General features: G+C 72.2%; 32 protein-coding genes. 17 read left to right on the plus strand and 15 right to left on the minus strand.

The features are described 5' to 3' along the window. Positions 1–10: 10 nt before the first annotated feature. Positions 11–778, plus strand: coding sequence for a chitosanase (locus C4V41_RS26085; RefSeq protein WP_103958569.1), 768 nt, complete (start codon positions 11–13; stop codon positions 776–778). Between the two features lie 19 nt (positions 779–797). Here the strand turns inward: C4V41_RS26085 and C4V41_RS26090 are convergent, their stop codons facing one another. Further along, the gene (locus C4V41_RS26090; protein ID WP_200824230.1) at positions 798–1,703 is read right to left on the minus strand and encodes an SMP-30/gluconolactonase/LRE family protein; all 906 of its coding nucleotides are present in this window, start codon (positions 1,701–1,703) and stop codon (positions 798–800) included. Between the two features lie 98 nt (positions 1,704–1,801). Here C4V41_RS26090 and C4V41_RS26095 point away from each other — a divergent pair, with 98 nt between their 5' ends. From C4V41_RS26095 to C4V41_RS26120, 6 genes are read left to right on the plus strand one after another with little or no spacing between them, the layout of a single operon-like run. Beyond that, complete coding sequence (locus C4V41_RS26095; RefSeq protein WP_103958571.1) at positions 1,802–3,226, plus strand: M1 family metallopeptidase; 1,425 nt, start codon at positions 1,802–1,804, stop codon at positions 3,224–3,226. 49 nt (positions 3,227–3,275) lie between these two features. Beyond that, positions 3,276–3,770, plus strand: a complete 495-nt coding sequence (locus C4V41_RS26100) for a hypothetical protein (protein ID WP_146103790.1) — start codon at positions 3,276–3,278, stop codon at positions 3,768–3,770. 28 nt (positions 3,771–3,798) lie between these two features. Next, positions 3,799–4,404: a cyclodeaminase/cyclohydrolase family protein gene (locus C4V41_RS26105; protein ID WP_103958832.1), complete on the plus strand. Its 606-nt coding sequence runs from the start codon at positions 3,799–3,801 to the stop codon at positions 4,402–4,404. Continuing rightward, entirely contained in the window at positions 4,401–5,228 is an 828-nt protein-coding gene (locus C4V41_RS26110; RefSeq protein ID WP_200824231.1) for a bifunctional 5,10-methylenetetrahydrofolate dehydrogenase/5,10-methenyltetrahydrofolate cyclohydrolase, read from the plus strand. Before C4V41_RS26105 ends, C4V41_RS26110 begins: the two co-directional genes overlap by 4 nt. Continuing rightward, positions 5,225–5,623 (plus strand): DUF5655 domain-containing protein, encoded by a 399-nt coding sequence (locus C4V41_RS26115; protein WP_103958574.1) that lies wholly within the window; start codon positions 5,225–5,227, stop codon positions 5,621–5,623. The genes C4V41_RS26110 and C4V41_RS26115 overlap by 4 nt, the downstream gene beginning before the upstream one ends. Beyond that, entirely contained in the window at positions 5,616–6,320 is a 705-nt protein-coding gene (locus C4V41_RS26120; RefSeq protein WP_103958575.1) for a type 1 glutamine amidotransferase, read from the plus strand. The genes C4V41_RS26115 and C4V41_RS26120 overlap by 8 nt, the downstream gene beginning before the upstream one ends. Here the strand turns inward: C4V41_RS26120 and C4V41_RS26125 are convergent. From C4V41_RS26125 to C4V41_RS26135, 3 genes are read right to left on the minus strand one after another with little or no spacing between them, the layout of a single operon-like run. Further along, the gene (locus C4V41_RS26125; protein ID WP_103958833.1) at positions 6,317–7,930 is read right to left on the minus strand and encodes an AMP-binding protein; all 1,614 of its coding nucleotides are present in this window, start codon (positions 7,928–7,930) and stop codon (positions 6,317–6,319) included. The genes C4V41_RS26120 and C4V41_RS26125 overlap by 4 nt on opposite strands. A gap of 10 nt (positions 7,931–7,940) precedes the next feature. After that, positions 7,941–9,266, minus strand: a complete 1,326-nt coding sequence (locus C4V41_RS26130) for an FAD-dependent oxidoreductase (RefSeq protein WP_103958576.1) — start codon at positions 9,264–9,266, stop codon at positions 7,941–7,943. A 32-nt stretch (positions 9,267–9,298) separates the two neighbouring features. Then, complete coding sequence (locus tag C4V41_RS26135; protein WP_103958577.1) at positions 9,299–10,399, minus strand: alpha/beta hydrolase; 1,101 nt, start codon at positions 10,397–10,399, stop codon at positions 9,299–9,301. A gap of 25 nt (positions 10,400–10,424) precedes the next feature. On the opposite strand from C4V41_RS26135, the gene C4V41_RS26140 reads away from it, so the two are divergent. Beyond that, positions 10,425–11,114 (plus strand): endonuclease V, encoded by a 690-nt coding sequence (locus C4V41_RS26140; protein WP_200824232.1) that lies wholly within the window; start codon positions 10,425–10,427, stop codon positions 11,112–11,114. A gap of 27 nt (positions 11,115–11,141) precedes the next feature. Here the strand turns inward: C4V41_RS26140 and C4V41_RS26145 are convergent, their stop codons facing one another. Continuing rightward, positions 11,142–11,513: a hypothetical protein gene (locus C4V41_RS26145; protein WP_103958578.1), complete on the minus strand. Its 372-nt coding sequence runs from the start codon at positions 11,511–11,513 to the stop codon at positions 11,142–11,144. A 93-nt stretch (positions 11,514–11,606) separates the two neighbouring features. After that, on the minus strand, positions 11,607–12,260 hold the full coding sequence (locus tag C4V41_RS26150; protein ID WP_103958579.1) for an NADPH-dependent F420 reductase: 654 nt from the start codon (positions 12,258–12,260) through the stop codon (positions 11,607–11,609). A 90-nt stretch (positions 12,261–12,350) separates the two neighbouring features. Between C4V41_RS26150 and C4V41_RS26155 the strand changes: the two genes are divergently transcribed. The 5 genes from C4V41_RS26155 to C4V41_RS26170 all read left to right on the plus strand — a co-directional run bounded on the left by C4V41_RS26155 (position 12,351) and on the right by C4V41_RS26170 (position 14,204). After that, positions 12,351–12,698 carry a winged helix-turn-helix transcriptional regulator gene (locus tag C4V41_RS26155; protein ID WP_103958580.1) on the plus strand — a complete coding sequence of 116 codons (348 nt, stop codon included), beginning with the start codon at positions 12,351–12,353 and terminating at the stop codon, positions 12,696–12,698. Positions 12,699–12,783: 85 nt separating this feature from the next. Beyond that, positions 12,784–13,017: a hypothetical protein gene (locus C4V41_RS26160; RefSeq protein WP_200824233.1), complete on the plus strand. Its 234-nt coding sequence runs from the start codon at positions 12,784–12,786 to the stop codon at positions 13,015–13,017. Positions 13,018–13,142: 125 nt separating this feature from the next. After that, a complete protein-coding gene (locus C4V41_RS62005; RefSeq protein WP_160150395.1) occupies positions 13,143–13,286 on the plus strand; it encodes a hypothetical protein in 144 nt (47 codons plus the stop codon). Beyond that, entirely contained in the window at positions 13,286–13,906 is a 621-nt protein-coding gene (locus C4V41_RS26165) for a TIGR00645 family protein (RefSeq protein WP_235030388.1), read from the plus strand. The genes C4V41_RS62005 and C4V41_RS26165 overlap by 1 nt, the downstream gene beginning before the upstream one ends. Before the next feature lie 40 nt (positions 13,907–13,946). After that, on the plus strand, positions 13,947–14,204 hold the full coding sequence (locus C4V41_RS26170) for a hypothetical protein (protein ID WP_146103791.1): 258 nt from the start codon (positions 13,947–13,949) through the stop codon (positions 14,202–14,204). Between the two features lie 74 nt (positions 14,205–14,278). On the opposite strand, the gene C4V41_RS26175 is transcribed toward C4V41_RS26170, so the two are convergent. After that, entirely contained in the window at positions 14,279–15,076 is a 798-nt protein-coding gene (locus tag C4V41_RS26175; RefSeq protein WP_200824234.1) for a Cof-type HAD-IIB family hydrolase, read from the minus strand. A gap of 51 nt (positions 15,077–15,127) precedes the next feature. Here C4V41_RS26175 and C4V41_RS26180 point away from each other — a divergent pair, with 51 nt between their 5' ends. Beyond that, positions 15,128–15,499, plus strand: coding sequence for a hypothetical protein (locus C4V41_RS26180; RefSeq protein ID WP_200824235.1), 372 nt, complete (start codon positions 15,128–15,130; stop codon positions 15,497–15,499). Positions 15,500–15,529: 30 nt separating this feature from the next. On the opposite strand, the gene C4V41_RS26185 is transcribed toward C4V41_RS26180, so the two are convergent. After that, positions 15,530–16,024, minus strand: a complete 495-nt coding sequence (locus C4V41_RS26185) for a DUF2283 domain-containing protein (protein WP_146103792.1) — start codon at positions 16,022–16,024, stop codon at positions 15,530–15,532. 68 nt (positions 16,025–16,092) lie between these two features. Between C4V41_RS26185 and pyrF the strand changes: the two genes are divergently transcribed. Next, a complete protein-coding gene (gene pyrF / locus C4V41_RS26190; RefSeq protein WP_103958583.1) occupies positions 16,093–16,917 on the plus strand; it encodes an orotidine-5'-phosphate decarboxylase in 825 nt (274 codons plus the stop codon). On the opposite strand, the gene C4V41_RS26195 is transcribed toward pyrF, so the two are convergent. Both C4V41_RS26195 and C4V41_RS26200 read right to left on the minus strand, forming a co-directional pair. Next, positions 16,895–17,404 (minus strand): nucleotidyltransferase domain-containing protein, encoded by a 510-nt coding sequence (locus tag C4V41_RS26195; RefSeq protein ID WP_103958584.1) that lies wholly within the window; start codon positions 17,402–17,404, stop codon positions 16,895–16,897. The two genes, pyrF and C4V41_RS26195, sit on opposite strands and share 23 nt — an antisense overlap. A 117-nt stretch (positions 17,405–17,521) precedes the next feature. After that, positions 17,522–19,189, minus strand: a complete 1,668-nt coding sequence (locus C4V41_RS26200; RefSeq protein WP_103958839.1) for a 2-isopropylmalate synthase — start codon at positions 19,187–19,189, stop codon at positions 17,522–17,524. A gap of 206 nt (positions 19,190–19,395) precedes the next feature. Between C4V41_RS26200 and C4V41_RS26205 the strand changes: the two genes are divergently transcribed. After that, the gene (locus tag C4V41_RS26205) at positions 19,396–20,082 is read left to right on the plus strand and encodes a FadR/GntR family transcriptional regulator (RefSeq protein WP_103958840.1); all 687 of its coding nucleotides are present in this window, start codon (positions 19,396–19,398) and stop codon (positions 20,080–20,082) included. Between the two features lie 9 nt (positions 20,083–20,091). Here C4V41_RS26205 and C4V41_RS26210 read toward each other — a convergent pair whose 3' ends face one another. Next, complete coding sequence (locus C4V41_RS26210) at positions 20,092–20,502, minus strand: hypothetical protein (RefSeq protein ID WP_103958585.1); 411 nt, start codon at positions 20,500–20,502, stop codon at positions 20,092–20,094. Positions 20,503–20,546: 44 nt separating this feature from the next. On the opposite strand from C4V41_RS26210, the gene C4V41_RS26215 reads away from it, so the two are divergent. Beyond that, a complete protein-coding gene (locus C4V41_RS26215) occupies positions 20,547–21,047 on the plus strand; it encodes an NUDIX hydrolase (protein WP_103958586.1) in 501 nt (166 codons plus the stop codon). A 1-nt stretch (position 21,048) separates the two neighbouring features. On the opposite strand, the gene rbsK is transcribed toward C4V41_RS26215, so the two are convergent. From rbsK to C4V41_RS26235, 4 genes are all read right to left on the minus strand, one after another. Further along, entirely contained in the window at positions 21,049–21,936 is an 888-nt protein-coding gene (gene rbsK, locus C4V41_RS26220; RefSeq protein WP_103958587.1) for a ribokinase, read from the minus strand. Continuing rightward, a complete protein-coding gene (locus C4V41_RS26225; protein WP_103958841.1) occupies positions 21,933–23,309 on the minus strand; it encodes an ADP-ribosylglycohydrolase family protein in 1,377 nt (458 codons plus the stop codon). Before C4V41_RS26225 ends, rbsK begins: the two co-directional genes overlap by 4 nt. Before the next feature lie 67 nt (positions 23,310–23,376). After that, complete coding sequence (locus C4V41_RS26230) at positions 23,377–24,516, minus strand: ADP-ribosylglycohydrolase family protein (protein ID WP_103958588.1); 1,140 nt, start codon at positions 24,514–24,516, stop codon at positions 23,377–23,379. After that, positions 24,513–25,472 (minus strand): ADP-ribosylglycohydrolase family protein, encoded by a 960-nt coding sequence (locus C4V41_RS26235; RefSeq protein WP_103958589.1) that lies wholly within the window; start codon positions 25,470–25,472, stop codon positions 24,513–24,515. Before C4V41_RS26235 ends, C4V41_RS26230 begins: the two co-directional genes overlap by 4 nt.

The following is a 25,472-nucleotide window of genomic DNA, read 5'->3' on the forward strand; positions in this document are numbered from 1 at the left end:
GGGAGCCCACGTGCTGACAGCCGCCCTCCTCACCCTGTCTCTCACCGTGACGGGCACCGTAACCGGCACGGGCCTCGCCGACCCGCACAAGAAGGACATCGCCATGCGACTGGTGTCCAGCGCGGAGAACTCCTCGCTCGACTGGAAGGCCCAGTACGGCTACATCGAGAACATCAAGGACGAACGCGGCTACACGGCCGGCATCATCGGCTTCTGCTCCGGCACCGGCGACATGCTGGAGCTGGTCGAGCTCTACACCAAGCGCAAGCCGGGCAACGTGCTGGCCCGCTACCTGCCCGCGCTGCGCAAGGTCAACGGCACCGACTCCCTCAAGGGCCTGGAGCCGACCTTCATCAAGGACTGGAAGACGGCCGCCAAGGACCCCGCCTTCCAGCAGGCCCAGAACGACGAGCGCGACCGGGTCTACTTCGACCCGGCCGTCAAGCAGGCCAAGAAGGACGGGCTGCGGACGCTCGGCCAGTTCGTGTACTACGACGCCATGGTCATGCACGGCCCGGGCGCGGACAAGATGAGCTTCGGCGGCATCAGGAAGGCCGCCCTGGCCAAGGCGAAGACGCCGGCGCAGGGCGGCGACGAGGTGACGTACCTGAACGCGTTCCTCGACGTCCGCAAGGCGGCGATGAAGGCCGAGGAGGCGCACGAGGACACGACCCGGGTGGACACCATGCAGCGGGTGTTCCTCAAGAACGGCAACCTCGACCTGAACCCGCCGCTGACCTGGAAGGTCTACGGCGACCGCTACACGATCAAAAAGTGACGGGCCGTGTCCTGGCGGATCAGCGCTTGACGGAGACCACGTCGTACGTGGTGTCGGGGGTCGGCGGGGTCGTGAAGCGGGCGTTGGGCAGGTAGAGGCGGTGGCCGGAGGCGGCGACCGTGGTGGGGACGTCGAACCTGGGGTCGGTCAGCCGCCGGACGACCGTGCCCGACGAGCCGTCGCGGGCCAGGCCGATGACGGCGATCGTGTTGAGGCGGTTCTGGACGGCGTACAGGGTGCGGCCGGACAGCAGCAGGCCGTCGCCGTTGGTCAGCAGCTCGCCGCCCAGGTCCACCTCGGTGGTGACGCCGGACGACGGGTCCACCTCGAACAGCTTGCCGGTGTTCGACTGGACGATCAGCAGCGACCTCCGGTCGGGGCTCGGGGCGATGCCGTTGGCGTTGTTACCGGTCGTGTACTGGATGGCGCCGCTGAGCGGGATCTTGACGGCCTCGTCGGGCAGCGCGCCGCCCCGGCCGAGCTCCAGCTTGTACAGCACCGGGTTGGCCGAGTCGGTGAAGTAGGCGGCGCGGCCGGTGAGGATGACGTCGTTGACGAAGGACGTGCCGGTGGCCAGCTGGTACGACTTCAGCACCGCGCCGGTACGTAGGTCGACCACCCGCGCGTTCCCGGCGTTGCCCCCGGCCACGAACAGCCGCCGCCCGTCGGTCTTGAGCCCGAGCGACTGCGTGCCCGGCCCCTTGCTGATGACGGCGCCCTTGCCGGTGCGCAGGTCGGCCCGGTAGATGTCACCGGTCGCGCGCGAGCCGAAGTAGGCGTACGGCCCTCCGATCGCGATGCCCTCCGGCTGGAACCCGTTGGGCAGCGGGAACGTGTCGGGCTTCGTGGTGGCCTGTGCGGGTATGCCCGCCACCAGGACCACGACTACGGCACTGAGTGCGGTCTTCAGGATCGCGGATCTCATGCGGCCCACGATGCCCCGATCACGGGTCGGGGCAAAGACCCATGATTGCCTTCACAGGGAGTTTTCAGCATCAGCCGGGCACCGATACCTTTGCGCCAATGCGGAGGCCCCTGTTAGTCCTGTTCACCGTCGCGCTGGCCGTCACGGCCTGTACCGCGCCGAAGCCGCCTGCCCCCTCGCCCGCCCCGGTGAGCCCGCAGTCCGAGCCGAGCCCGGCCGAGAGGGGCAGGTCGGAGCCCGTCGCGGACCCGCTGTACCCCGAATATGGCAACCCGGCCATCGACGTGCTCCACTACGACCTGAAGCTGGACTGGCGGCCCGGCTCCCGCACGCTGACCGGCACCGCCGCGCTCACGCTCCGGGCGGTCAGTCCCCTGTCCAGCGTCCGGCTCGACTTCGGCCGCGCGCTCGAGGTGGACGACGTCACGGTGAACGGCGGCAAGGCCCTGCCGACGCGTAAGGGCGACGACCTGACCGTGCCATTGGCCCGGCCGATCGGGGCCGGCCACAGCGCCATCGTGACCGTGCGCTACCACGGCACGCCCAAGCCGATCGACACCGGACTCTGGCGCGAGGACCTCTCCGTTCTCGGCTTCCACACGCGGGCCGGCGGCCGCGCGTGGGCGCTGCAGGAGCCGTTCGGGTCGTTCACCTGGTTCCCGGTCAACGACCACCCCTCGGACGAGGCGCTGTACGACGTGGCGATCACCATGCCCAAGGGCTGGTCGGGCGTCGCGCACGGCACGTACCGGGGCAACACCATTTCTGGACGGACCAGCACGTTCCGGTGGCGGTCGACCGATTCGGTGGCCAGCTACCTGACGGTGTTCGCGGCCGACAGGTTCCGGATGTTCAGGGACAAGGGGCCGCGCGGGATCCCGATCACGTACTGGATCCGTCCCGGGGACGTGGCCGAACAGTTGCCCGTGGCCCGCACGATGCCGGCGGCCATCCGGTGGCTGGAGAAGAAGCTGGGGCCGTACCCGTTCCCGAGCGCCGGGCTGGTGGCGACGAGCGAGTCCGGCATGGAGACGCAGCAGATGATCGCGCTCGGCCCGGACTACATGCGGCCGGAGGTGGTGGCGCACGAGCTGGCCCACCACTGGTTCGGCGACACCGTCACCCCGCGCACCTGGCGTGACGTGTGGCTCAACGAGGGCTTCGCCATGTACTTCCAGATCCTCTGGGAGGCCGAGCACGGCGACGAGACGCTGGAGGATCTCCTCGACGACCTCCGCTTCCAGGACGCCGGCCTGCGCGCGGAGCACGGCCCTCCCGGGAACTACAAGCGCGACTCCTTCGGCGAGAGCAACGTCTACTACGGGCCGGCGCTCATGCTGCACGAGATCCGGGCCCGGCTCGGCGACCGGCGCTTCTTCGCCATGATCAGGGCCTGGCCGCAGGAGCACCGCAACACCACCCAGGACCGGGCGTCGTTCGTCGCCTGGCTCAACGAGCACACTGGCGAGGACTTCACCGCGCTCGTCGACACCTGGCTGGACTCGGAGACCACACCGCGCTGACGGCGACGGGCGAGTAGGTTGGGACAGAGCCGACCAAACGGGGTTGATCATGTCAAACGGTGCCCGTCATGCTCTGGGAGTGGTCGCGGGGCTGCTCCTGCCTCCTCTCGTCGCCGCCGGCCTCTGGTACGGCGTCGGCGATCTGCGTCTCCAGGCCGCGCAGGCGTTCCAGATCTCCTGGATCGCGATCGGCGCGCTCGTCGCGGCCGGGATCGTCCTGGCCTTCCTGGCGGGGTCGCGGCTGTCGCCCGTGGCCTCGCTGATCGGCGGGCTGGCCTTCACCGCCCTGGGGGTCCTTCCCCTGCTGGAGATGACCGGTGTGCGCCTGCTGCCGGACGGCCTGCCGCCCGCCGCCTTCCAGACGGGTTTCCAGACCCTGGGCTATTCGGGGCTGCAGCTCGTGTTCGGTGTGATGCTGCTGATCGTCTCGATGTTCCCGTCCCGCTGGCGGTCGCAGATCGTCTACGAGGCGGTGGAGTACGACTCGAACACGGCGGCGCCGTACCTGCCGCATGACACCACCAGGCCGATGTACCGCGAGTAAGCCCCCGATGGCCTGGCAGAATGCCGCCATGCGCGATTTGAAGATCGTCGATTTCCTGGCCGAGCTGGCCGACCGGGTGCCCGCGCCCGGCGGCGGCGCGACGGCGGCCCTGCACGCGGCGCAGGCCGCCGCGCTGCTCGGCATGGTGGCCCGCTACAGCACCGGGGAGAAGTACGCCGACCACGCCGAGACCATCGTGGCCGTGATCGCCGAGACCGACACGCTCCGGGTGCGGGCGCTGAAGCTGGCCGAGGACGACGCGACCGCGTTCACCGCGGTCACCGACGCCTACCGGCTGCCCAAGGGCGAGGAGCGCAGCGCCGCCATCGCCAGGACGCTGGCCGGCGCCGCCGAGCCGCCCGCCCGGGTGATCGAGGCCGCCACGCGCCTGGTCGAGCTCTGTGAGCTGCTGCTGCCGATCGGCAACCGCAACGTCGTCACCGACGTGGCCGCCGCCGCGGAGGCCGCCCGCGCCGCGCTCACCACGGCGCGGGTGAACGTGGAGGTCAACCTGGGCGGCATCAAGGACGAGCGGGTACGCGAGCGGCTGAACATCCGTGTCTCCGGCGTGGACGCGGCCGTCGCCAGGGCAGACTGGGTGACCGCCGAAGTACGCGAGGAGATCAAGCCGTGAAGACGCTGACCGGCAAGGACCTGGCCGCCGCCATCAGAGCCCAGGCGCAGGCCGAGGCGGCGGCGGGCCCGCAGCCGAGGCTCGCCGTGGTGGTGGCCACCGACGACGAGGCCAGCCTGTGGTACGTCCGCTCGATCGCCAAGGCGGCGGCCGGCGTGGGCATCGCCTGCGACGTGGTCGACCTGGGCCGCGACGCCACCCCCGGCCACATCGGCGAGACGCTGGCCCGGCTGAGCGCCGACGCCAACGTGCACGGCCTGATGCTGCAGACCCCGCTGCCCGCCGGCGCCTCCGCGCAGGAGCTGGCCGCGGCCATCGATCCGCGCAAGGACGTCGACGGCGCCAACCCGCTGTCGCTGGGGCGGCTGGCCGCCGGGCTGCCCGCCTTCCCGCCCGCCACGGCGGCGGCCGTGATGGCGCTGCTCGACCACCACGAGGTGGAGCTGCACGGGCGGCGGGCCGTGGTGGTGGGCCGCTCGACCGTGGTGGGCAAGCCGCTGGCGCACCTGCTGCTCGACCGGCACGCCACCGTCACCGTCTGCCACTCGCGCACCCGTGACCTGGCCTCGGTGACCGCGACGGCCGAGGTGCTGGTCGCGGCCGTGGGCCGGGCGGGGCTGATCGGCGCCGGCCACGTGGCGCACGGCGCGGTGGTGATCGACGTCGGCACCAACCCGACCGACGACGGCGGGCTGACCGGCGACGTCGACTTCGAGGCGGTCTCGCGGGTCGCCGGGGCGCTCACCCCGGTGCCCGGCGGCGTCGGCCCGGTGACGACCGCCCTGCTGCTCCGCCACACGGCCAGGGCGGCGAACCTGCCGTGACCCGGTGGACCTGCCCGCAGTGCGACCGCGAGTTCGGCCGCACGCGGCAGTCGCACGTGTGCGTCCCCGGCTGCACGGTGGAGGAGACCTTCGCGCCGTATCCGCCGGTCTACCGGGAGATCTACGACCGGCTGGTCGAAGACCTGGGCCCGATCCACGAGGACGCCGTGCGGGTCGGGGTGTTCCTCAAGAGCGGGCGCACGTTCGCCGAGATCCGCCCCAAGGCCCGCAGCCTGACCCTGGCGCTGGTGCTCTCCCGGCGGGTCGAGCACCCGCTGATCGCCAGGGCGCTCCCGGCGCCGGGCGGGAGCGTGTGGCACTTCTTCAAGCTCACCCGCGTGGCGGACGTGGACGAGCGGATCATCGACTTCATGGCGGAGGCCCACGATGGGTGACATCCTGATCGTCCAGAACAGCCGGAGCGGCGGCCCGAGCCGGATGGCCGGCTGGCTGGAGGAGGCCGGGCACAAGCTGGACGTCGTGCCCGCCCACGACGGCGCTCCCCTGCCCGCCCGCCTGGAGCACCACGCCATGATCATGCTGGGCGGCGGCTACCTGCCGGACGACGATGACCGGGCGCCGTGGCTGGCGGACGCGCGGCGGCTGATGGGGCAGGCGCTGGCGGACGGCGTGCCGCTGTTCGGCATCTGCCTGGGCGGGCAGATGCTCGCCCACATCGCGGGCGGCGAGGTGGCCGGCGACGTGGGCGAGCCGGAGAACGGCAGCCTGCCGCTCACGATCAGGCCCGAGGCCGCCGACGACCCGCTCTTCCACGACCTGCCGCCGGTGGTGCCCGCGATCGAGCACCACAAGGACGCGATCGTCCGGCTCCCGGCCGGGGCCGCGCACCTGGCCGAGACCGGGCGCTGCCCGTACCAGGCGTTCCGGACGGGTGAGCGGGCGTGGGGGGTGCAGTTCCATCCGGAGGTGCTGCCGGTGCGCATCCGTGAGTGGCGGGTGGAGGGTTTCGACCCCGACGAGGTGTACGCGCGGGCGGTGGCGGACGAACCGGTCTCGACGCCGATCTGGAAGCTGGTGACGAGCCGGTTCGCCGATCTCGTCACCGAACGGGCCACGGAGGCGCCGGTCTAGGCATTACGGACCTGGGCGGCGGCCTGCAACCCCAGCAGGCCGACCGAGCGTTCCCGCATCTCGACCTTCCTGATCTTCCCGGTCACGGTCAGCGGGAACGCGTCCGTGACGTGCACGTACCGGGGGATCTTGAAGTGCGCCAGCCGGCCCGCGCAGTAGTCCTTCACCCGTTCGGCCGTCAGGGGTTCCGTGTCCGGCCGCATGACGATCCAGGCCATGACCTCCTCGCCGAACTTCTCGTCGGGCACGCCGATGACCTGCACGTCGGCGATGTCCGGGTGGCCGTAGAGGAACTCCTCGATCTCGCGCGGATAGACGTTCTCGCCGCCCCTGATGATCATGTCCTTGATCCGGCCCACCACGTTGACGTAGCCGGCGTCGTCCATCGTGGCCAGGTCACCGGTGCTCATCCACCGGGCCGCGTCGATGGCCTCGGCCGTCTTCGCGGGCTCGTTCCAGTAGCCGAGCATGACCGAGTAGCCGCGCGTGCACAGCTCGCCCGGCTCACCCCTCGGCACCGTGAGCCGCGTCTCCGGGTCCACGATCTTCACCTCGACGTGCGGCATCACCCGGCCCACGGTCTCGGTCCTGCGCGCCAGGTCGTCGTCGGACCTGGTCATCGTGGACACCGGCGAGGTCTCGGTCATGCCGTAGCAGATGGCGACCTCGCGCATGTTCATCTCGCCGACGACCCGCTTCATCACCTCCACCGGGCACGGGGAGCCGGCCATGATGCCGGTCCTGAGCGACGACAGGTCGAACTTCGCGGCCTGGGCCAGCTCGGCGATGAACATGGTCGGCACGCCGTACAGGGACGTGCACCGCTCCTGCTGCACGGCGCTCAGCGTGGCCTCCGGGTCGAAGCCGGGCGACGGGATCACGATGCAGGAGCCGTGCGAGGTGGCGCTCAGGTTGCCCATGACCATGCCGAAGCAGTGGTAGAACGGCACCGGCAGGCAGACCCGGTCCTGTTCGGTGTAGTGGATCAGCTCGCCGACGAAATAGCCGTTGTTGAGGATGTTGTGGTGCGACAGGGTCGCGCCCTTGGGGAAGCCGGTGGTGCCCGAGGTGTACTGGATGTTGATCGGGTCGTCGAAGGCCAGCTCCGCCATCCGGGCCCGGAGCGCGGCGTCGTCCGCCTGGCGGCCGGTGAGGGTGTCCCACGTGGGGTCGTCGAGGAAGATGACGTCGGCGAAGCCGATCTCCCCGACCATTGTGCGGTAGTCGCTGCCCTTGTGCTCCTGGGCGCTGATCAGCAGGCGCATGCCGGACTGCTCGGTCACGTACCGCAGCTCGTGGGTGCGGTAGGCCGGGTTGACGTTGACGAGGATCGCGCCGATCTTGGCGGTGGCGTACTGGACGATCACCCATTCCGCGCGGTTCGGTGCCCAGATGCCGACCCGGTCGCCCTTCGCGACGCCTCGCGCCAGCAGGGCTCTGGCCAGGGCGTCCACGTCGGCGTTGAGCCGCTCGTAGGTCCACCTGCGGCCGGTCGGCACGTCGACGAGGGCTTCCCGGTCGCCGAATCGGGCCACGGTGCGTTCGAGGTTCTCGCCGATGGTCTCGCCCAGCAGGGGTGTGACGGCGGTTGCGCTGGAGTACGACAGCATGACCACAGTGTCAGCCGCCATCCCGCGTACGCACCAGCCCCCGCCTCCGGCGCGCCGCGAATCCGAGCGCCAGCAGCGCGGCGGCCGCCCCCGCCACGATCCGGCGCTGGCGGGCGACGCGGCGCTCCACCCCGGCGTACGGGGTCGTCGAGAACGACACCAGCTCGTAGCGGGAGGCGTAGCCCGGCAGCACCCGTTCGAGCGCGTGCTCCACGCGTTTGCCGGCCAGGAACATCCGGGAGCCGACCTTGTCGCGCATCTCCACGAAGTTGTCCAGGGCCAGCCTGGCGATCACGTCGGTGTCGGCCTTGCGGCGCTCGAACAGCTCCAGCGCCTTGGGGAAGTCGTCCCCGGCCTGGTCGAGACAGCGGTCCAGCTCGACGCAGTCCTCGAAGCCGCAGTTGGCGCCCTGGCCGTAGAAGGGCACGATGGCGTGCGCGGCGTCGCCGACGAGCCCGACCGTGGTGGACCCAGTGGTGGACTCTGTGGTGACGTGCCAGGGTGAGCAGTGCATGGTGACGAGGTGGCCGACCGGGTTGTCCCGGTAGGCGGGGATCAGGTCGGGCATGAGCTCGAACGCGTCCGGATAGTGCTCCGCGAAGTACGCCCTGACCCGCTGCGGGCCGTCCAGGGCGGCGAGGGTCTCGTGCGGCCAGAACAGGGTGCAGGTGAACGAGCGGTCGGGGTTGGGCAGGGCGATCATCATCGAGCGGCCTCTGGGCCAGATGTGCAGTGCGCCCGGGTCCATGGCGAACGCGCCGTTCCTGGCCGGGATCGTCAGCTCCTTGTAGCCGTAGTCGAGGTAGTCCTGGCGGAAGCTCACGCCGGGGAGCTGCTGCAGCCTGGCCCTGACCGCGCTGTAGGCCCCGTCCGCGCCGATCACCACCCTGGCCGTCTCCGTCTTGCCGTGCTCGAATTCGAGCCTGCCCGTGCGCTCGTCCAGGCCGGTGAGCCGGTGCCCGAACCTGACCTCGACGCCCGGCAGCGCGGTGGCGGCGTCGAGTAACTCCCTGTTCAGGTCGGCGCGGCCGATCGAGTTGATGGCGTGGGAGCGGTCGGCGCTGTAGGGCTGGAAGGTCAGGGCGCCGTCGGGGGCGTGCATCATCCGGCCCGGCATGGGGATCGCCGCGTCCAGGACCTTGCCGTCCAGGCCGAGGCGGCGCAGGGCGTCGATGCCGCGTTCCGAGATGGCCAGGTTGATCGACCTGCCCCGGTCCGCTCCCTCCTGGCGGGGGTCGGGGCGGCGTTCGTACAGGGTGACGTGGTGGTTGCGGCGGGCCAGGAAACAGGCGAGCAGGCAGCCGACGAGCCCGGCCCCGACGATCGTGACCTCCATCTCTCCTTCGTACGGCGGGGGGCGGCCGCTGTCTAGGTGAGGGCTTCGGTGATGGCGTGGGCGGTGGCCTGCCAGATGGGGGTGGACGGGGTGATGACGTCGAAGTGATCACCCACCATTTCCAGATATTTCACGTTATCGCCCGCTTCCCGGGCCACCCGCGCGTACCGCCGGCCGAAGTCGACCAGATCCAGGTCGTCGCCCGCGCCCTGGACGACGAGCTGCGGCACCCCGACCGGCACCCTGAGCAGCGGCGAGGCGTCCGCGTCCCCTGACTCTCCGAGCGCGGCCGCGACCGCCCCGGCGCTGAGCCACCGCCGCTCCCCTTGGACGAGGTCGAGCACCCCGGCCAACGACACGACCAGCGACACGGGCAGCGACACGGGCAGCGACACGGCCGGCGACGCAGGCGGCGACACGGCCGGCGGCACCCGCGCCCCGTCGGCCACCGCCCGCAACGCGAGCTGAGCCCCGGCCGAGTGCCCGGCGACGGCGACCCGGCCGAGGTCCACGACGTCGCCGAGCCCGCCGAGGGCGGCCAGGCCCGCGGCGATGTCCGCCGTGGTCGCCCGCCAGCCGTGCAGGTCGGGGCGCCGGTATTCGAGGTTCCACACCGCCAGGCCGCGCCCGGCCAGGTCGGCGCAGAGCGCCTCCATCAGATCGGCGGCCCAGATCGAACGCCAGTAACCGCCATGAATCAGCACCACGGCCGGCGCCGTGTTCCCGGGTGTGTACAGGTCGCCCCATTGCTCCGGCTCCGGGCCGTAGGCGATCCGGCGGGACGGGTGCCGGGCTCGGTGGACGGCGTGCCGGATGCCCCAGGCCAGGCCGCCGATGCCGCGCCCGTGCAGGTGAGTGGCACCCTCAAGGGCCGTCACCCCGTCCACCCTTTCGAGGTCCACCCACACCACGGCCCCCAGCGGCCGCTCCATCAGCGCGCGCACCTCGGGCCTGGGCCCGGGCAGCACCACCGTGCCGTCGGACACGAGGGACCGCACGTGAGCGGCGCCCTGGGCGTGGACCAGCGCACCGCTGACGCCCGCCCCCGCGAACTCCCGCTCCGCGATCTCCGCCAGCAGGGCCGGGTCGGCCGTCACGCCCGGGCCGACGACCACCAGGACATCGTCGCTCATAAGGCCCGACCCTATAGAAGAGCGCATGATCGCCGTCGTGGCGTACCTTGGGCCGGTGCATGTGAAGCAGCTTCACCCCTGGCCCGCCACCGTCGCCGAGGCCGAGGCCATCCAGGACCGGCTCCGCGGGCAGGTCGAGCTCACCGGGCCCACGACGTTCTCGCTGGTGGCGGGGCTGGACGTGCACTATCACGGCGATGACGCGCTGACGGCCGCGGTGGTCGTCCTCGACGGCGGCACGCTGGAGGCGGTGGAGCGGGTGGTGGTGCACGGGGAGGCGGCGTTCCCGTATGTGCCGGGGCTGTTCGCCTTCCGCGAGCTGCCCGCTCTCGTGCGGGCGCTCGAACGGCTCACGGTGACGCCCGACCTGCTGGTCTGCGACGGCTACGGGCTGGCCCACCCGCGCGGCTTCGGCCTGGCCTGCCACCTCGGCGTACTGACCGGGCTGCCGTCGGTGGGGGCCGGCAAGACGCCGTTCGTCGGCACGCACGAGCCGCCGGGCCAGGAGCGCGGCGCGTGGACGCCGATCGTCCACGAGGGCGCCACGGTGGGCCGCGCCCTGCGCACACAGCCCGGGATCAAGCCGGTGTACGTCTCGCAGGGCCACCGCATCTCACTGGACGCCGCCACCGACCAGATCCTGCGCCTGGCCGCCCGCTACCGCCTCCCCGAGCCCATCCGCCACGCCGACCACCTGGCCCGCCACCCGGCCTGACCCCCGTACGGGCCGGGTGGACCGGGGTCAGCGGCGCCAGGACCAGACCAGCAGCCAGACGCTCAGCCCGAAGAGCGCCATCCCGAGCGGTACGTGCACCGTCACCACCCCCGAACCGCCCATCGCGGACTGGACGAACCCGAGCAGCAGCACCGCCAGGCTGACCAGCGCCGGCCAGCCCGCGCCGCGCCCCGGCCGCCACAGCAGCACGGCCACGACCAGCTGGGCCAGCCCCAGCACGTGCACCGCCGTCGCGCCCACGCCGTGCGGGCTCTCCGCTCCCCCGCTCATGAGCTGCCCGGCCGTCACCGCCTGCGCGAGGACGGACAACGTGCTGAGCGCGGCGACGACCTGGAACGCGGTCGCGTATCCGCTCCGCTTGACGACCTCGGTGACCACTGGACCCTCTCCTTCGATCCTGGACGAGGTCTCCAGAATTCCGCCGCGCCCCCGTGACGGCATCCGCCGGGCGTCGTCATCCCGGCTACACCGTCAGTCGTACGCGGGTGACGGGTGGTCGCCCGACAGGGCCATCGGCGGCAGGATGGCCTGGGCGTCGGCGCCGCCCACCCACAGGCCGATCACGAACGCCGCTGTAGCCTCCAGCAGCCGCGCCCGGTCCAGCCCGCCGCCGCTCACGGGCGTGCAGCCGAGGGCCTCGACCAGCGTGCGCGCGGCCTCCAGGGCCTCAGGGTCGTCCCCGCACAGCGGCACGGCCAGCGGTCTGCCGTCGAACACCGGCGGCGTCATCCGCCACACGTCCACATGGCACAGGTTGAACGCCTTCACCACGTGACCGCCGGTGATGTCGCCGATCAGGCGGGCGAGGGGACGCGCGGGGTCGTACCGGCCGGGGTCGCCGTTGGTCACGTCGATGAGAGGCTTGCCGCGCAGGGCGGCGCCGGCGGCCTGGAGCGTGCCGAGCAGCCCCTCCTCCCTGACGGCCACCACCACGACCTCCCCGAACGCGGCCACCTCCGCCCAGCTCCCGGCCCGCACCTCTGTGGCCCCGGTGGTCATCTGGGCGGCCCGTGCCGCGCTCCGGCCCGGGTCGCGGCCGCTGATCATCACCTCGTGGCCCGCCGCGGCCCACTGGGTGCCCAGCGCGTCCGCCATGCCGCCCGCGCCCAGGATCCCGATTCGCATGTTCCGTCCTCCGTCATTCGAGGGGCTTTACTTATGGGAGGACTGTAGAAATGTCGTCGCACACCATTCGGTGCCTAACGGAGGCTCGCGTTGTATCTCGCCGACTGCCAGGCCAGGCTCGCCTTCGACCTGATCGCCAACACCTGGAACGCGGTCGTCGTCTGGTCGCTCCGCCACGGCCCGCGCCGGCCGGGCAGGCTGCGCGAGGAGATCGGCGGCATCAGCACCAAGGTCCTCACCGAGACGCTGCGCCGCCTGGAGCACAACGGCCTGGTCGTCCGCCACGCGTACGCGGAGGCCCCGCCCCGGGTCGAATATGAGCTGACAGACCTGGGCCGCACCCTCCTGGGCCCGATCGAGGCGTTCGGCGAGTGGGCCTTCGACCACGCCGACGAGGTCATGGCCGCGCAGGACCGCTCTGCCTGTCACATACGGTGAACACTTTACTTGAGCCGAGTGTTACCGAATCACTACTCTGGGTAGCAAGTCGAGAGTTGTTCATTGCTGTTACCCAGGAGGTTTCATGCACGTCACCCCCCGCCGGATCGCCGCCGCCGCGCTCGTGGCCGGTGGCCTGACCTTCATCGCCGCCCCCGCCGCCCACGCGGTCGTCGACCCCGTCGCCTTCCTCACCTGCGCCGGCGGGACCCCCGCCGACCTGACCGCGCTGGTCGACCCGACCGCCGTCGTCGCCGACCCGGCCAGTCTGGCCGCGCCGCCGGAGATCCCGGCGGCCACGCACTGCCTCGCGCCCTGACCGTCCGGAAAGCCTCGGCCCCGGACCGCCCCTCGACACGGGTGCGGGCGGCGCGCGCACCGCGCCGCCCGGTCCCCACCATGACAGCGCAACGCGTGTACGAAGAGCAGCAGCAAGGAGTTCTGTTGAAGATCCGAGTCCTGATCGCCGCCGGCGTTCTCGCGCTGGCGGCGGGCGCCCCACCCCTCGTCCTCGACAAGCTCGGCGAAGGCACTCCTGTCGTCAACGTCGAGTCCTACGTCCAGCACATCAACGTTCTGACGTCCTAGTGCGGCTCGCGCAGGTGCCCGGGGCCGGCGAGCCGGCCAAGCCACGGACAGCGCTCACTCGTGTCGGCTACGTCATGTTCCTCAGCCGGTGGATCCAGGTGCCGCTCTACCTGGGGCTGATCGTCGCCCAGGTCGTGTACGTGTGGCGGTTCATGCTGGAGCTGCTCCACCTGGCCCAGCTCGGCTTCGGCGGCACCCCGCCGGAGACGACCGTCATGCTGATCGTCCTCGGGCTCGTGGACGTCGTGATGATCTCCAACCTGCTCATCATGGTCATCATCGGCGGCTACGAGACGTTCGTCTCCCGGCTCCGCATAGAGGGACATCCCGACCAGCCGCAATGGCTTTCGCACGTCAACGCCAACGTGCTAAAGGTCAAGCTGGCCATGGCGATCATCGGCATCTCCTCCATCCACCTGCTGCAGATCTTCATCAACGCGGCCAGGCCGACCATCACCGACCGGGAACTCATATGGAAAACCCTGATCCACCTGACCTTCGTCGTCTCCGCCCTGGCGCTGGCCTGGATCGACCGCCTCATGGCGGGCGGGCGGCCCCAGCACGACACCGGCAGCGAGGAGCGTCCCACGCAGATGCAGCAGCAGCGGCACGCCGCGTAGGCCGGTGCCGGACGCGGCCGGGTCCGCGGCGGAGGTCCTGATGGGAGTCAGGGGCGCCGCGCTCGTCTTGTCGGCCGTGTTGCCGGGCGTGCTGTTCTGCGGCGGCGCGTACGCCGACGACGCGGCCCCGGAGAAGGGCCCGGCCCCCCTCATCGGCGACGTGATCATCTTCAACGACGAGATCGTGGAGCCGGTGTCGTTGCCGCTGAGCACGTGCGGGAGCCTGCTGCCCGTGCTCAGCAAGTCGTCGCCCGCGACCTGCGAAGGCGCATCCCGCGTGTCGGACGACGACGCGTGAGACCGCACGTGCCCGCCCGCGGGGGTGGGCGGGCACCAAGGCGGCCACCCCAGCGGGTGCGATGACGGGGTTGGTCAGGGACCGAACAGGCGCTCCAGCACCACGGCCACGCCGTCCTCGTCGTTCGACAGCGTCCTGTGCTCGGTGGCCGCGGTCACCATGGGGTGGGCGTTGGCCATCGCGTAGCCCGCGCCCGCGTAGAGCAGGACGGCCACGTCGTTGGGCATGTCCCCGAACGCCACCACCTCGTCGGGCCCGATCCCCCGCTCCCTGCAGAGCACGTCGAGCGTGAGCGCCTTCGTCACCCCCGCCGCGCTGATCTCCAGGAGCCCCTCCACGCCCGAGAACGTCACCTCGGCCAGGTCCCCGACCGCCTCCGACACCACCGTGTACATCTCGTCCGCCGTGTGCTCCGACGACATGGCGAGCAGCTTGACGATGGGCTGATCGGAGTCGAAGACCGAGTCCACCTCATGGTAGAACGCCAGGTCGCGGGCGACTCTCCGGGTGTAGGCGGCCTCGGCCAGCACGTTCCTGCCGGTCTCGACGGCCAGGCCGACGCCGGGGAGGGTACGGGCGAGAGCCTCGGCGACCTTCGCGGCCGTCTCCGGGTCCATGGGGTGGCTGGCGGTGATCTCGTCGGTCGTCAGGTCGTACACGATGGCGCCGTTGCTGCAGATCGCGATGCCGGAGCCGTCATCCTCCCCGACGACCCGCAGGACGCCGCGCGGTGGGCGGGCGGTGACGAAGACGATCTCCGCCCCGGCCGCGCGGGCCGTGCGCAGAGCTTGGCTGGTACGGGGGCTGACGGTGCCGGCGGTGGTGAGGAGGGTGCCGTCGAGGTCGGTGGCCACGATGCGAGGAAGGGTCACCCGAGTGATTATTCCAATCCGGTGCGTTTGTGCTGCTGTAGGGTTACGCGAGTGCCCTTACAGCCCCTGCCTGATGACCGCCCTGACGACCGGGTCGCGTCCGTTTTCCGGTTCGCCACCGAGCTGGTCGCCTGGGTCGCGACCCCGGGGGCGCTCTGGTCGGTTTCGGTGCCGCTGGCCGTGCTGTCGGTGATAGTGCTGATCGGGCTGCCGACCGTGTTCTCCACACCGGGCGACAAGCGCAACGTGATCGTCGCCGTCCCGGGCTACGTGACGATCGCACTGGTCGTGCTGCAGGTGGTGGCCGCTGTCGCGGCGGCCTGGGCGGTCTGGCACGCGTTCGCGGCGGCGCTGGTCTCCGTGCTGGCCATCGTGGCGGTGGTGATGGAGCTGCCGCGCTGGCGGTGGCTGTTGTCCCGTTAGAGCGGCTGTCCCGTCAGAGCCGTCGGCCCGTCAGATTCGCATCTCGGCGGGGAGCAGCCGCTCCGCGTCGATGAGCTCCAGGCCCAGCAGTTGCCCGGCGTCACCGTAGTCGAGGACGATGTCCTCCGCGACGAACTGCCGTACGGCCTCGCCGGGCACGACTTCATGCTTCATCGCTATATAAGCAATATTCCGGAGCTTGTCCCAGCTCACGTACACCGTCTGCGCCCGCTGCCCCGCCGGCTCGTCGTCCCAGGTCAGCAGCCCCTCCTTGGCCTCGTGCGAACCCGCCAGGGCCGCCCTGACCATGGCCATCGCCAGCTCGACCGCCTCCAGCGAGTCGAGCCCGGTGACCTTCCGCTCGTGCTCCCACCCGGCGAGGCCGTCGATCCGGTACGGGCACGACCACTCACCCGTCGGTTCCTCGTAAGGGACGCCGATCGCGACGACCACGTCACGCGGCGGATCGGTACGCAGCGCCAGCACCCGGTGGGCGATCTCGTACATGTCTGCTGATCTACCCACGAGGCCGCCATGGAAGACTCGGTACCATATCGACCCTGGAGATACATTCGTGCCCGAGGAGCCCAGCCATGAACGAGTCGTTCGGGAGCCGCCTGCGAGCCAGGCTCGACGAGTACGGACCGCTCTGCGTGGGCATCGACCCGAGCCCGAAGCTGCTCGGCGCCTGGGGGCTCGACGACTCCCCCGCCGGTCTCGAACGCTTCAGCCGCGCGGTCGTCGAGGCCGTGGCCGACGTGGCGGCCGTGGTGAAGCCGCAGTCGGCCTTCTTCGAGCGCTGGGGCAGCCGCGGCATCGCCGTTCTGGAACGCACCATCGCCGACCTGCGCGAGGCGGGCACGCTGGTGATCCTCGACGTCAAGCGGGGTGACATCGGCAGCACGATGGCCGCGTACGCGGAGGCGTACCTGGACCGGGGGAGCCCGGTGGCCGCCGACGCCGTGACGCTGAGCCCGTACCTGGGGTTCGGGTCGCTGGAGGGGGCGATCACCTCGGCGGTGGCCAACGACGCGGGCGTGTTCGTGCTGGCTCTGACCTCCAACCCGGAGGCGGCCGCGCTGCAACGGCTGGTCGCGGACCAGGTGCTGGCCGGCGCCGCCGCGGCGAACGCCGGCCAGTCCCCGTTCGGACCGGTCGGGGTGGTCGTGGGCGCGACGCTGCCCGCGATCGAGCACTCGCTGACCGGGCTCAACGGCCCCGTCCTGGCTCCCGGGCTGGGCGCGCAGGGCGCCTCACCCGCCGACGTGGCGCGGCTGTTCGCCTCGGTGCGGCACGCGGTCATCCCGTCGGTGTCGAGGGCCGTGCTGACCGACCCGAAGCGGGTGCGCACCCGTACGCTGCACTACCGGGACGAGTGCGCCGCCCACCTCGACGTCAAGATCGCCACTCGGCACTGACCCCGAACGCCTCGCTCAGCCGGGCCAAATCGTGCAGGTCGCGTTCCCTCGGCTGATAACCCTGGTGAAAGTGCACTTGCTGGTCGAGTGACAGGCAGGGCACCCGCACGCCCTCGATCACGCCGCTGGCGAACGCCCGCACCGGATAGGTGAAGGCGCCGCCCGCGTCGTCGAGGCGCTGGAGCGCGGAGCCGTCGGGCTGGAACAGCAGCGGGTGCAGGTCCAGCTCGTTGCCGGCGGGGTCGGCCATGACGAAGCGGGCGGGCCTGCCCGGCACGGCGCCGTCGCGCTCGGTGTAGCCGAGCTCTTCCAGCGCGGCGATCGCCGCCGGTTCCTGCTCGGCGCGGTGCAGCAGGTCGAGGTCGCCGTGCGGCCTCGTGACCCGGCCGACGAGCGCGTCGATGCCCCAGCCGCCGCCGATCCAGACCTCGCAGCCCGCCCGGCGCAGCGCTTCCAGCACGGTCAGGACCGTCGTCGCCTCGAACATTCGCCTGATCGTAGCCTCGTTTTCGGCACGTGCTGAATCGCCCCAGGCGAACCGGCCTCCCCACCTCCTCTTCCCTTCGAGAAGGACCCCGCCGAAGTGCGGCGGAGCGGAACGGGCCTAGCCGTCGATGGCCCGGTTGACGGCGGAGAGTACGGCGTGCACCGAGGCGGTCAGGACGGAGGTGTCCTGGGCCGCGCCCCAGCGCGTGACGCCGCCGACGCGGGCCTCCACGTAGGCGATGGCCCGGCCGTCCCGCCCGGGGTCCAGGGCGTGCTCCGCGTAGTGCAGGATGTCGACCTCGATCCCGTCGGCGGCGAGCGCGCTGGTCAGCGCGTCGAGGGGACCGTTGCCGGTGCCGTGCAGCCGCCGCCCTGACCGCAGCGTGCCGGCGAACTCGTGCGTGCCCGGCCCGGTCTCGACCGTACGCCAGTCCGCCAGCGCGCTGGTCTCCCCCGGCGTCAGGTAGGTGGTGTGGAAGAGCCGCCACAGCTTCTCGGCGGTCATCTCCTCACCGCTGCCGTCGGTGGCCCGCTGGACGACCGAGGAGAAGTCGATCCGCAGGCGGCGGGGCAGCTCCAGGCCGTAGCGGGTACGCAGCAGGTAGGCGATGCCGCCCTTGCCCGACTGGCTGTTGACGCGGATGACCGCCTGGTAGTCGCGGCCCACGTCGGCGGGGTCGATCGGCAGGTACGGCACCTCCCACGGCGCCTGCTCCGGCGGCACACCCAGGTCGGCGGCCCGCTTGGCGTGGTGGGCCAGGCCCTTGCCGATGGCGTCCTGGTGGGTGCCGGAGAAGGCGGTGTAGACGAGGTCGCCCGCGTACGGGTGACGGTCGGGCACGGGCAGGCGGTTGCAGTGCTCGACGACCCGGCGTACCTCGTCGATGTCGGACAGGTCGATCATCGGGTCCACGCCCTGGGAGTGCAGGTTGAGGGCGAGGGTCACCAGGTCGACGTTGCCGGTGCGCTCGCCGTTGCCGAACAGGCAGCCCTCCACCCGCTGCGCCCCGGCCAGCAGCGCCAGTTCGGCGCAGGCCACGCCGGTGCCCCGGTCGTTGTGCGGGTGCACCGAGAGGATCACCGAGTCCCTGCGGTCGAGGTGGCGGTGCATGTGCTCGATCTGGTCGGCGTACACGTTGGGGGTGGCGATCTCGACCGTCGCGGGCAGGTTGTGGATCACCGGGCGGTCCGGCGAGGCGTCCCAGAGGGCGGTCAGGTCGTTGCAGACCTCCAGGACGTAGTCCGGCTCGGTGAGGTTGAACACCTCCGGCGAGAACTGGAACCGGATGTCCCGGTCCCCCGCCAGCCGGGCCACGTGCCCGGCGGCGTCCATGATCAGGTCGCGCAGCTCGCGCCGGTCGTGGCCGAGCACCACGTCGCGCCAGGTGGGCGCGGTGGCGGTGTAGAGGTGCACGACCACGCGGGGCAGGCCCTCGATCGAGGCGAACGTGCGCTCGATCAGGTCGCGCCGGGCGGCCGTGAACACGACCACCGTCACATCTTCCCCGCCTCCCCGTTCGGCCAGGTCGCGCACGAAGTCGAAGTCCTGCCGGCTGGCCGACGGGTAGCCGGCCTCGATCTCCTTGAAGCCCATGCCGGTGAGCAGATCGAACATGCGGCGCTTGCGGACCGGGTCCATCGGCTCGGCCAGGGCCTGGTTGCCGTCGCGCAGGTCGACCGGCACCCACAGGGGCGCCTGGGTGATCCGCCGGGCGGGCCAGGCGCGGGCGTCCGTCAGGGGGACGTCGACGCGCTCGTGGGCGGGGCGGTATCGGTGGTAGGGCATGGTGCTGGGGCGTTGGCGGTTCCAGTCGTACACGTCTGCTCTTCTCTGTGAGGTCGTGGGCAGACCGGCGGGCACCCGAATCGCCGCGGCGGGGTGCCGGTCCGGTCAGGCCCCGCCGCGGCGGCCGAGAAGGAGACCGTGCGTCGTCATGGGCGCTACACTAACCACAACACAGGTCCTCAGACAACCTGAGAGGTTTGACGACGATGCCCCTCGGCGCCATCCGCCCCAGCCCCCTGGTCGAACAGGCCACCGAGCACCTGCGGGAGCAGATCACGCGGGGCGAGTGGCCGGTGGGCACCCGGCTGCCCGGGGAGAACGCGCTGGCCCAGACCCTCGGGGTCGGGCGTTCGACGGTGCGCGAGGCGCTGCGGGCGCTGGCCGGGGCGGGGCTGGTGCAGGCCAGGCAGGGGTCGGGGGTGTTCGTGATCGCCACGGAGCCGGCCGAAGACTGGCCCGCCCGGCTGCGGCGGGCCGCGATCACCGACGTCTACGAGGTCAGGATGATGGTCGAGACGCAGGCGGCCCGGCTGGCGGCGGGGCGGCGTACCGACGAGGACCTCGCGGCGCTGGAGGCGGCGCTGGCGGCCAGGACGAGGGCGGCGGCGGGCGACGACGCGGGGTTCGTGGACGCCGACATCGCCTTGCACGCGGCGGTGGTGGCGGCGGCGGGCAATCCGGTGCTCACGGACCTGTTCGCGGAGTTCGCGCCCGCGCTGCGGTCACGGCTGATCGACCTGGTGGAGCTGCTGGGGTTGCGGGAGCATGAGCGCGATCCCGGGCACGACTCGCACGCGGCGCTGGTGGCGGCGATCCGGGCGGGGGACGGGGACGCGGCCTGCGGGATCCTGCAGGCGGAGCTGGAACAGACGCTCGCCCACCTGCACCGCTGACCGCACCGCTCAGCCGGTCGGACCCGCCTCGGGCCGGACGACCTCGTCACTCTCCTCCTCGACCTGCGTCTCGGCCGCCTCCGACCGCTCGGACTGCCCGGCCCGCTCGGCCCCCTCCGACCGCTCGGACTGCTCCGAGGCTTCCGGCTGGTCCGGCGCTTCGGGCTGGTCGGGCTCCACGGGTGGTTCTTCGGCTTGGGCCTGCTCCTCGGGCTGCTCCGGCTCTTCGGGGCGATCCGGGTCCTCGGAACGATCCGGCTCGTCCTGGTCGGCTTCCTGGTCGGCTTCGGGGTCGGGCAGGTCGGCGGGGATGGGGCGGCGGGCTCTCGGGGTGTCGGCGCCGGAGCGTTCCGCGACGATGTCGCTCTCGCCGTTGATGCGGCCGACCGCCTCGGGCAGTTCCTCGGATGTCTCGCTCATAGCCACCCACTGCCCCGGCGAACCGGCCTGTTAGCGTCCCAAAGGTGATCGATCCCACGCGACGTCCCACCGGGCGCGTCATCCTGGCCGGTCCCGACGACCGGGTGCTGCTGTTCCGGTTCGTCCCGCCGGAGCCGTGGCCGCGGGAGCCCGCCTGGCACACACCGGGCGGCGGGATCGAGGCGGGCGAGACCCCGGCGCAGGCCGCGGTACGCGAAGCGCTCGAAGAGACCGGCCACGTGCTGGACCCGAGCACCTTGGGCGACCCGGTGGCGGTGAACGAGGGCCCGTGGTCCAACGAGGGCCGTAACTTCTACACCGTGAGCACCTATTTCTTCGTCCGGGTCCCGGCCGCGACCGTGGCGCCCACCGCGCTGGAGCACTACGAGCGGGAGGAGTGGCGGCTCGGATACCGCTGGTGGAGCGCGGCGGAGCTGGCGGCCACGGACGAGCGCGTCTTCCCGCCCGGCCTGGCCACCCTCCTGCCCGGCCTGCTCTCCGGTGCTCGCCCGGCCGCCCCCGTCATGCTCCGGTGGATCGCGTAGGTCAGGTCGTGAGGTTGTCCTCGATCTGCCGGCGGGACGGCATCGAGGTGCTGGCACCCTCGCGCTGCACCGACAGCGCCGCCGCCGTCGAGGCGAAGCCCAGGGCCCGCTCCATGTCCATGCCCTCGGAGCGCGCCACCGCCAGCGCCCCCACGAACGTGTCGCCGGCCGCTGTCGTGTCGACCGCCTTGACCTGTACGGCGGGCACCCGCAGCCGCTCCCCCGACCGCGACCCGTAGAGCGCGCCTTCGGAGCCGAGCGTGATCACCGCCTCCTCCACCAGCTCCAGCAGCGCCTCCAGGGCGGCGTCCGGGCCGGTGACGCCGGTGATGGCGGCGGCCTCGTGCTCGTTGGGGACGATCGTGGTGACCGCGTCGAGCAGTTCCTGCGGCAGCGGCTGGACGGGCGCCGGGGTGAGGAAGACGGGCACGCCGGAGACCATGGCGGCCTGCGCCGCCGCCACGACCGCCACCATCGGCAGCTCCAACTGCAGCAGCAGCGCCCGCGAGGCGGCGATCGCGGCCAGGTCCTCGCCGGAAGGGCCGGTGATGGTGCCGTTCGCGCCGGGGACGACGATGATCGAGTTGCCGCCGTCATCGTCGACCACGATGTGCGCGATGCCGCTGGGCCCTGGCACCTGGCGCAGGCCGCGTACGTCGATCCCGGCCTCCGACATCGTGGCCCGCATCTCCGCGCCGAACCCGTCGTCGCCCACCGCTCCCAGGAACGCCACCCCGGCGCCCGCGCGCGCGGCCGCGATCGCCTGGTTGGCGCCCTTACCGCCGGGCACGGTACGGAACCGGTGCCCGGTGACCGTCTCACCCCGTTTGGGGGCTTCGGGAACGTACGCGACGAGGTCCATGTTGGCGCTGCCGAAAACCGAGATCATGACCTCATCATCTCCCGAGTACGTGCCGCCAGCGCGCCGAGACCCACCCCATCGAACCCGGTCAGACTGCTGGCCAGGCTGTCGCGCATCCGCCACCGCTCCGGCACGCCGCCGTTGAGGGCGCCCGCGATGGACCCGGCCGTGGCTCCGGCCGAGTCGGTGTCCCAGCCGCCGGCGACCGCACCGGCGATCGTGGCGGTGAAGTCGCCCCTGCCGTGGATCAGCGTGGCGGCGATCAGGGCGGCGTTGTTGATGGTGTGCACCCAGTGCAGGCCGCCGTGGCGCTCGTGGAGCAGGTCGATGACCCGGTCGAAGTCGTCCTCGCGGGCGGCGTCGGCGGCGGCCAGGCTTACCGCCTCGTGCAGGCGCGAGCCCGCCGGCACCACGGACAGCCCGGCTCGTACGACCTCCTCCGCCGACGTGGCCACCAGGGAGGCGGCGCACATCGCGGCCGTGAACATGGCCCCGTAGATGCCGTTGGCGGTGTGCGTGAGGCGGGCGTCGCGCCAGGCGTACTCGGCCGCCGTGGCCGGATCGCCCGGATTGACCCAACCGTAGACGTCCGTCCTGATCAGCGCACCGATCCACTCGCGGAACGGGTTGCGGTGGCGGGCCGTCCCCGGCGGCTCCACGCCGTCCAGCAGGTTGCGGTACGCCACGCGCTCGGCGGTGAACGTCCGGCCCGCGGGCAGTTCGTCCAGCCACAGCTTGGCGACGTCCTCGGTGGTGAAGGCGCGGCCGTGGCGCTCCAGGACGGACAGGGCGAGGAGCGGGTAGTTGAGGTCGTCGTCCTCGGGGATCCCGTCGATGTTCTCGGCCAGGGAGTTGACGGCGCTGCGGCGGTTCCAGGGCCAGCGGCGGGCGATGTCGTCGGGCAGCCCTTTCGCGGTGAACCAGCCGCTGATGGGCCAGTTGCCGGTGGCCTCGGCGATCTGCCTGATGCCTTCGCGCGGGATCTTCTCGACGGGCTTCCCGAGCACACACCCGGCCGCCCGCCCCTGCCACGCCCCCAGCACCCGAGCGGAATCCACCCCCCGCACCTCGGCGACCGACCCAGCGACCGACCCGGCGGCGATTGGCCCGGCGGTCCGTGTTGCGGTCGGCCAGTCCGGGCAGGCGGCGATGATGCCGGCCAGGTCCGACGGCTCCGGGAGCGGGGACGGGATGGCCGTCAGCTCGTCGAGTAGTTCCTCCGCCAGCCCTCGCAGCCGCGCCGCGCCGGGCTCCGAGGCGCCGGCGCGCGGCGGGGCGTCGTGGCCGCCCGCCGCGTGCCACCGGGCGGCGATCTCCCGCGCGTCCCGGCCGTCCTCGGCGGCCTGCCGCAGCTCGTGCCCGATCAGGTCCTCGGGCTGAACCCAGGTCAGCCGGATCACGAGCACCCCCCGGACCGAGCCCGCGCAAGCCGGATCGGGGCCGGGCCCTGGGTCTGGGCGAAGCCGGTCATGGGCGGTCCAGGTCGGCGAAGGCGGACTCGTGGTCGCGCCGCCGTACCAGGTCCTCGGCGTGCACCCGGCGCGCCACGTCCGCGATCGCGAGCCCCGGAGCCACCAGGTCCGTGCGGCTGGCCACCCCCACCTGCTCGACCCACTCCCCCGGCACGCTCGCGAGCCCGCCGAGCGCCCCCGCGACGGCCCCGCCCATGGAGGCGATCGAGTCGGCGTCGCGCCCGTAGTTGACCCCGCCCAGCACCGTGCCCCGGTAGTCGCCCTTGGCGATCACCAGGAACCCGAGCGCCAGCGGCAGCTCCTCGATGCTGTGCACCCGGCTCGGCCGCCGCGCCCCCAGCCCCTGGTCGCGGTAGGTGTCGGCGACCGTGTCGAACGGCCGTACGGCCGCCCGCAGCGCCTCGAACGACCCGTCCCAGTGCCCCAGCCCCGCCGCCGCCTCGCAGACCGCCTCGATGGCGTCCCTGGTGCCGTCCTTGGCCAGGCGCAGGCAGGCGGCGACCACGGAGTCGGCCGTGGCGCCCGGCCGCATGGCCTCGGCGACGGCGGCGGCCATGACGCCGGCGGCCTCGCGGCCGTAGCTCGACTGGTGCGCGCCGGCCAGGTCGATGGCCTCGGCGTAGGCGGCGTCGGGGTCGGCGGCGTTGACGATGCCGACGGGGGCGACGTACATGGCGGCGCCGCAGTTGACGATGTTGCCGACGCCGGCCTCGCGCGGGTCGGCGTGCCCGTAGTGCAGCCTGGCCACGATCCACTTCTCGGCCAGGAAGATCCGCTGCAGCGGCAGCGCCTCGGCCTCCAGCTCGGGGATCCAGCGCCGCTCGCTCATCAGCTCGGGCACCAGGTGCTCAGCCATCGAGTACGCGTTCAGGTGCCCGCCGGCCTTCTCGTACACGCGGATCAGGGCGTGCGTCATCAACGTGTCGTCGGTGATGTGGCCGTCGCCCTTGTGGTACGGGGCGATGGGACGGGCGTTGCGCCAGTCCTCGTTGTACGGCGGCACGATGCCCTCGACGTGCCCCCCGTACCGCGTGACGATCTGTTCGGGAGTCCAGCCCTCGGTGGCGCCGCCCAGCGCGTCACCGACCGCCGCCCCCGCCACGCAGCCGGTGGCCTTGTCCTCAAGCGGCGTCATGCGATTCCCTCCACTAGTTCGATCAGATCTCGGCCCGCCAGTTCGGGCAGGCAGCAACCGGCCAGCGTGCGGGCCGACGCGGTCCACCCCTCCGGGATCGCGTCGTATCCGCCGCACGCCCCCGCCAGCGCCCCGGTCAGCGCGGGCGCCGAGTCGGCCAGCGGAGCGAGGCACGCCGCCGCGGGCACGGCCCGGCCGAGCTCGCCACCGGCCGCCTCGGCCAGCGCGAGCGCCACGGGCACCGTCTGCGCCGCGCCCACCCCGTAGCTGTACACGTGGTCGAGCAGCGCGGCGTCCAGCGCGGGGATCGCGCCGAACGGGTCACCCGCCTTGCGGGCGGCGGCCAGCGCCAGGCGGGCGTTGTGCCCGATGGCGGTGTCCGCCGGCAGTACGGCCAGCGCCGCCTCGACGGCCTGGCCGGCGTTCCCCGACGCCACGGCCTCGGCCACGGCGGCGGCCATCGCCTGGGCGCCCAGGACGCCGTCGCCGGCGTTCGTCACCTGGGCGTCCGGTGTGGGGTCCCGCCCCAGGACCCCGTACGCGACCGCCCTGACGGCGGCGGCGTCGTCGAAATGGTGCGGGTTGTCGTGCCCGGACGCGGGCGGTTCGACGCCCTTGGCCAGGTTGCCGAGCGCGGTCGCGACGGAGATGCGCGCCCTGACGTCCTTGAGCTCCCGGTAGGCCGCCGCCCGCGGGCGGTCGATGGTGAGCAGCGTCCACGCCAGCCATTCGGCGTCGTCGGACGGGCCTGCTCGCAGCGGCGCGACGGGCTGGTTCAGCGCGAACGGCACCGGCAGCGTCGTGACCCGGTGCTCCTCGGCGAACGCGTCCAGCTCGCGGTGCAGGCGGCGGCTCCAGGGTGCGTGCAGGGCCGCCCGGTGCCTGGCCGCGGGCCAGCCCACGGCGTCACCGATGGCGAGCCCGGCGAAGGCTCCCCTGATTCTGTCCCCCGACAT

Origin of the sequence: Nonomuraea solani, assembly GCF_900108335.1 — a bacterium.
Lineage (GTDB): Bacteria > Actinomycetota > Actinomycetes > Streptosporangiales > Streptosporangiaceae > Nonomuraea > Nonomuraea solani.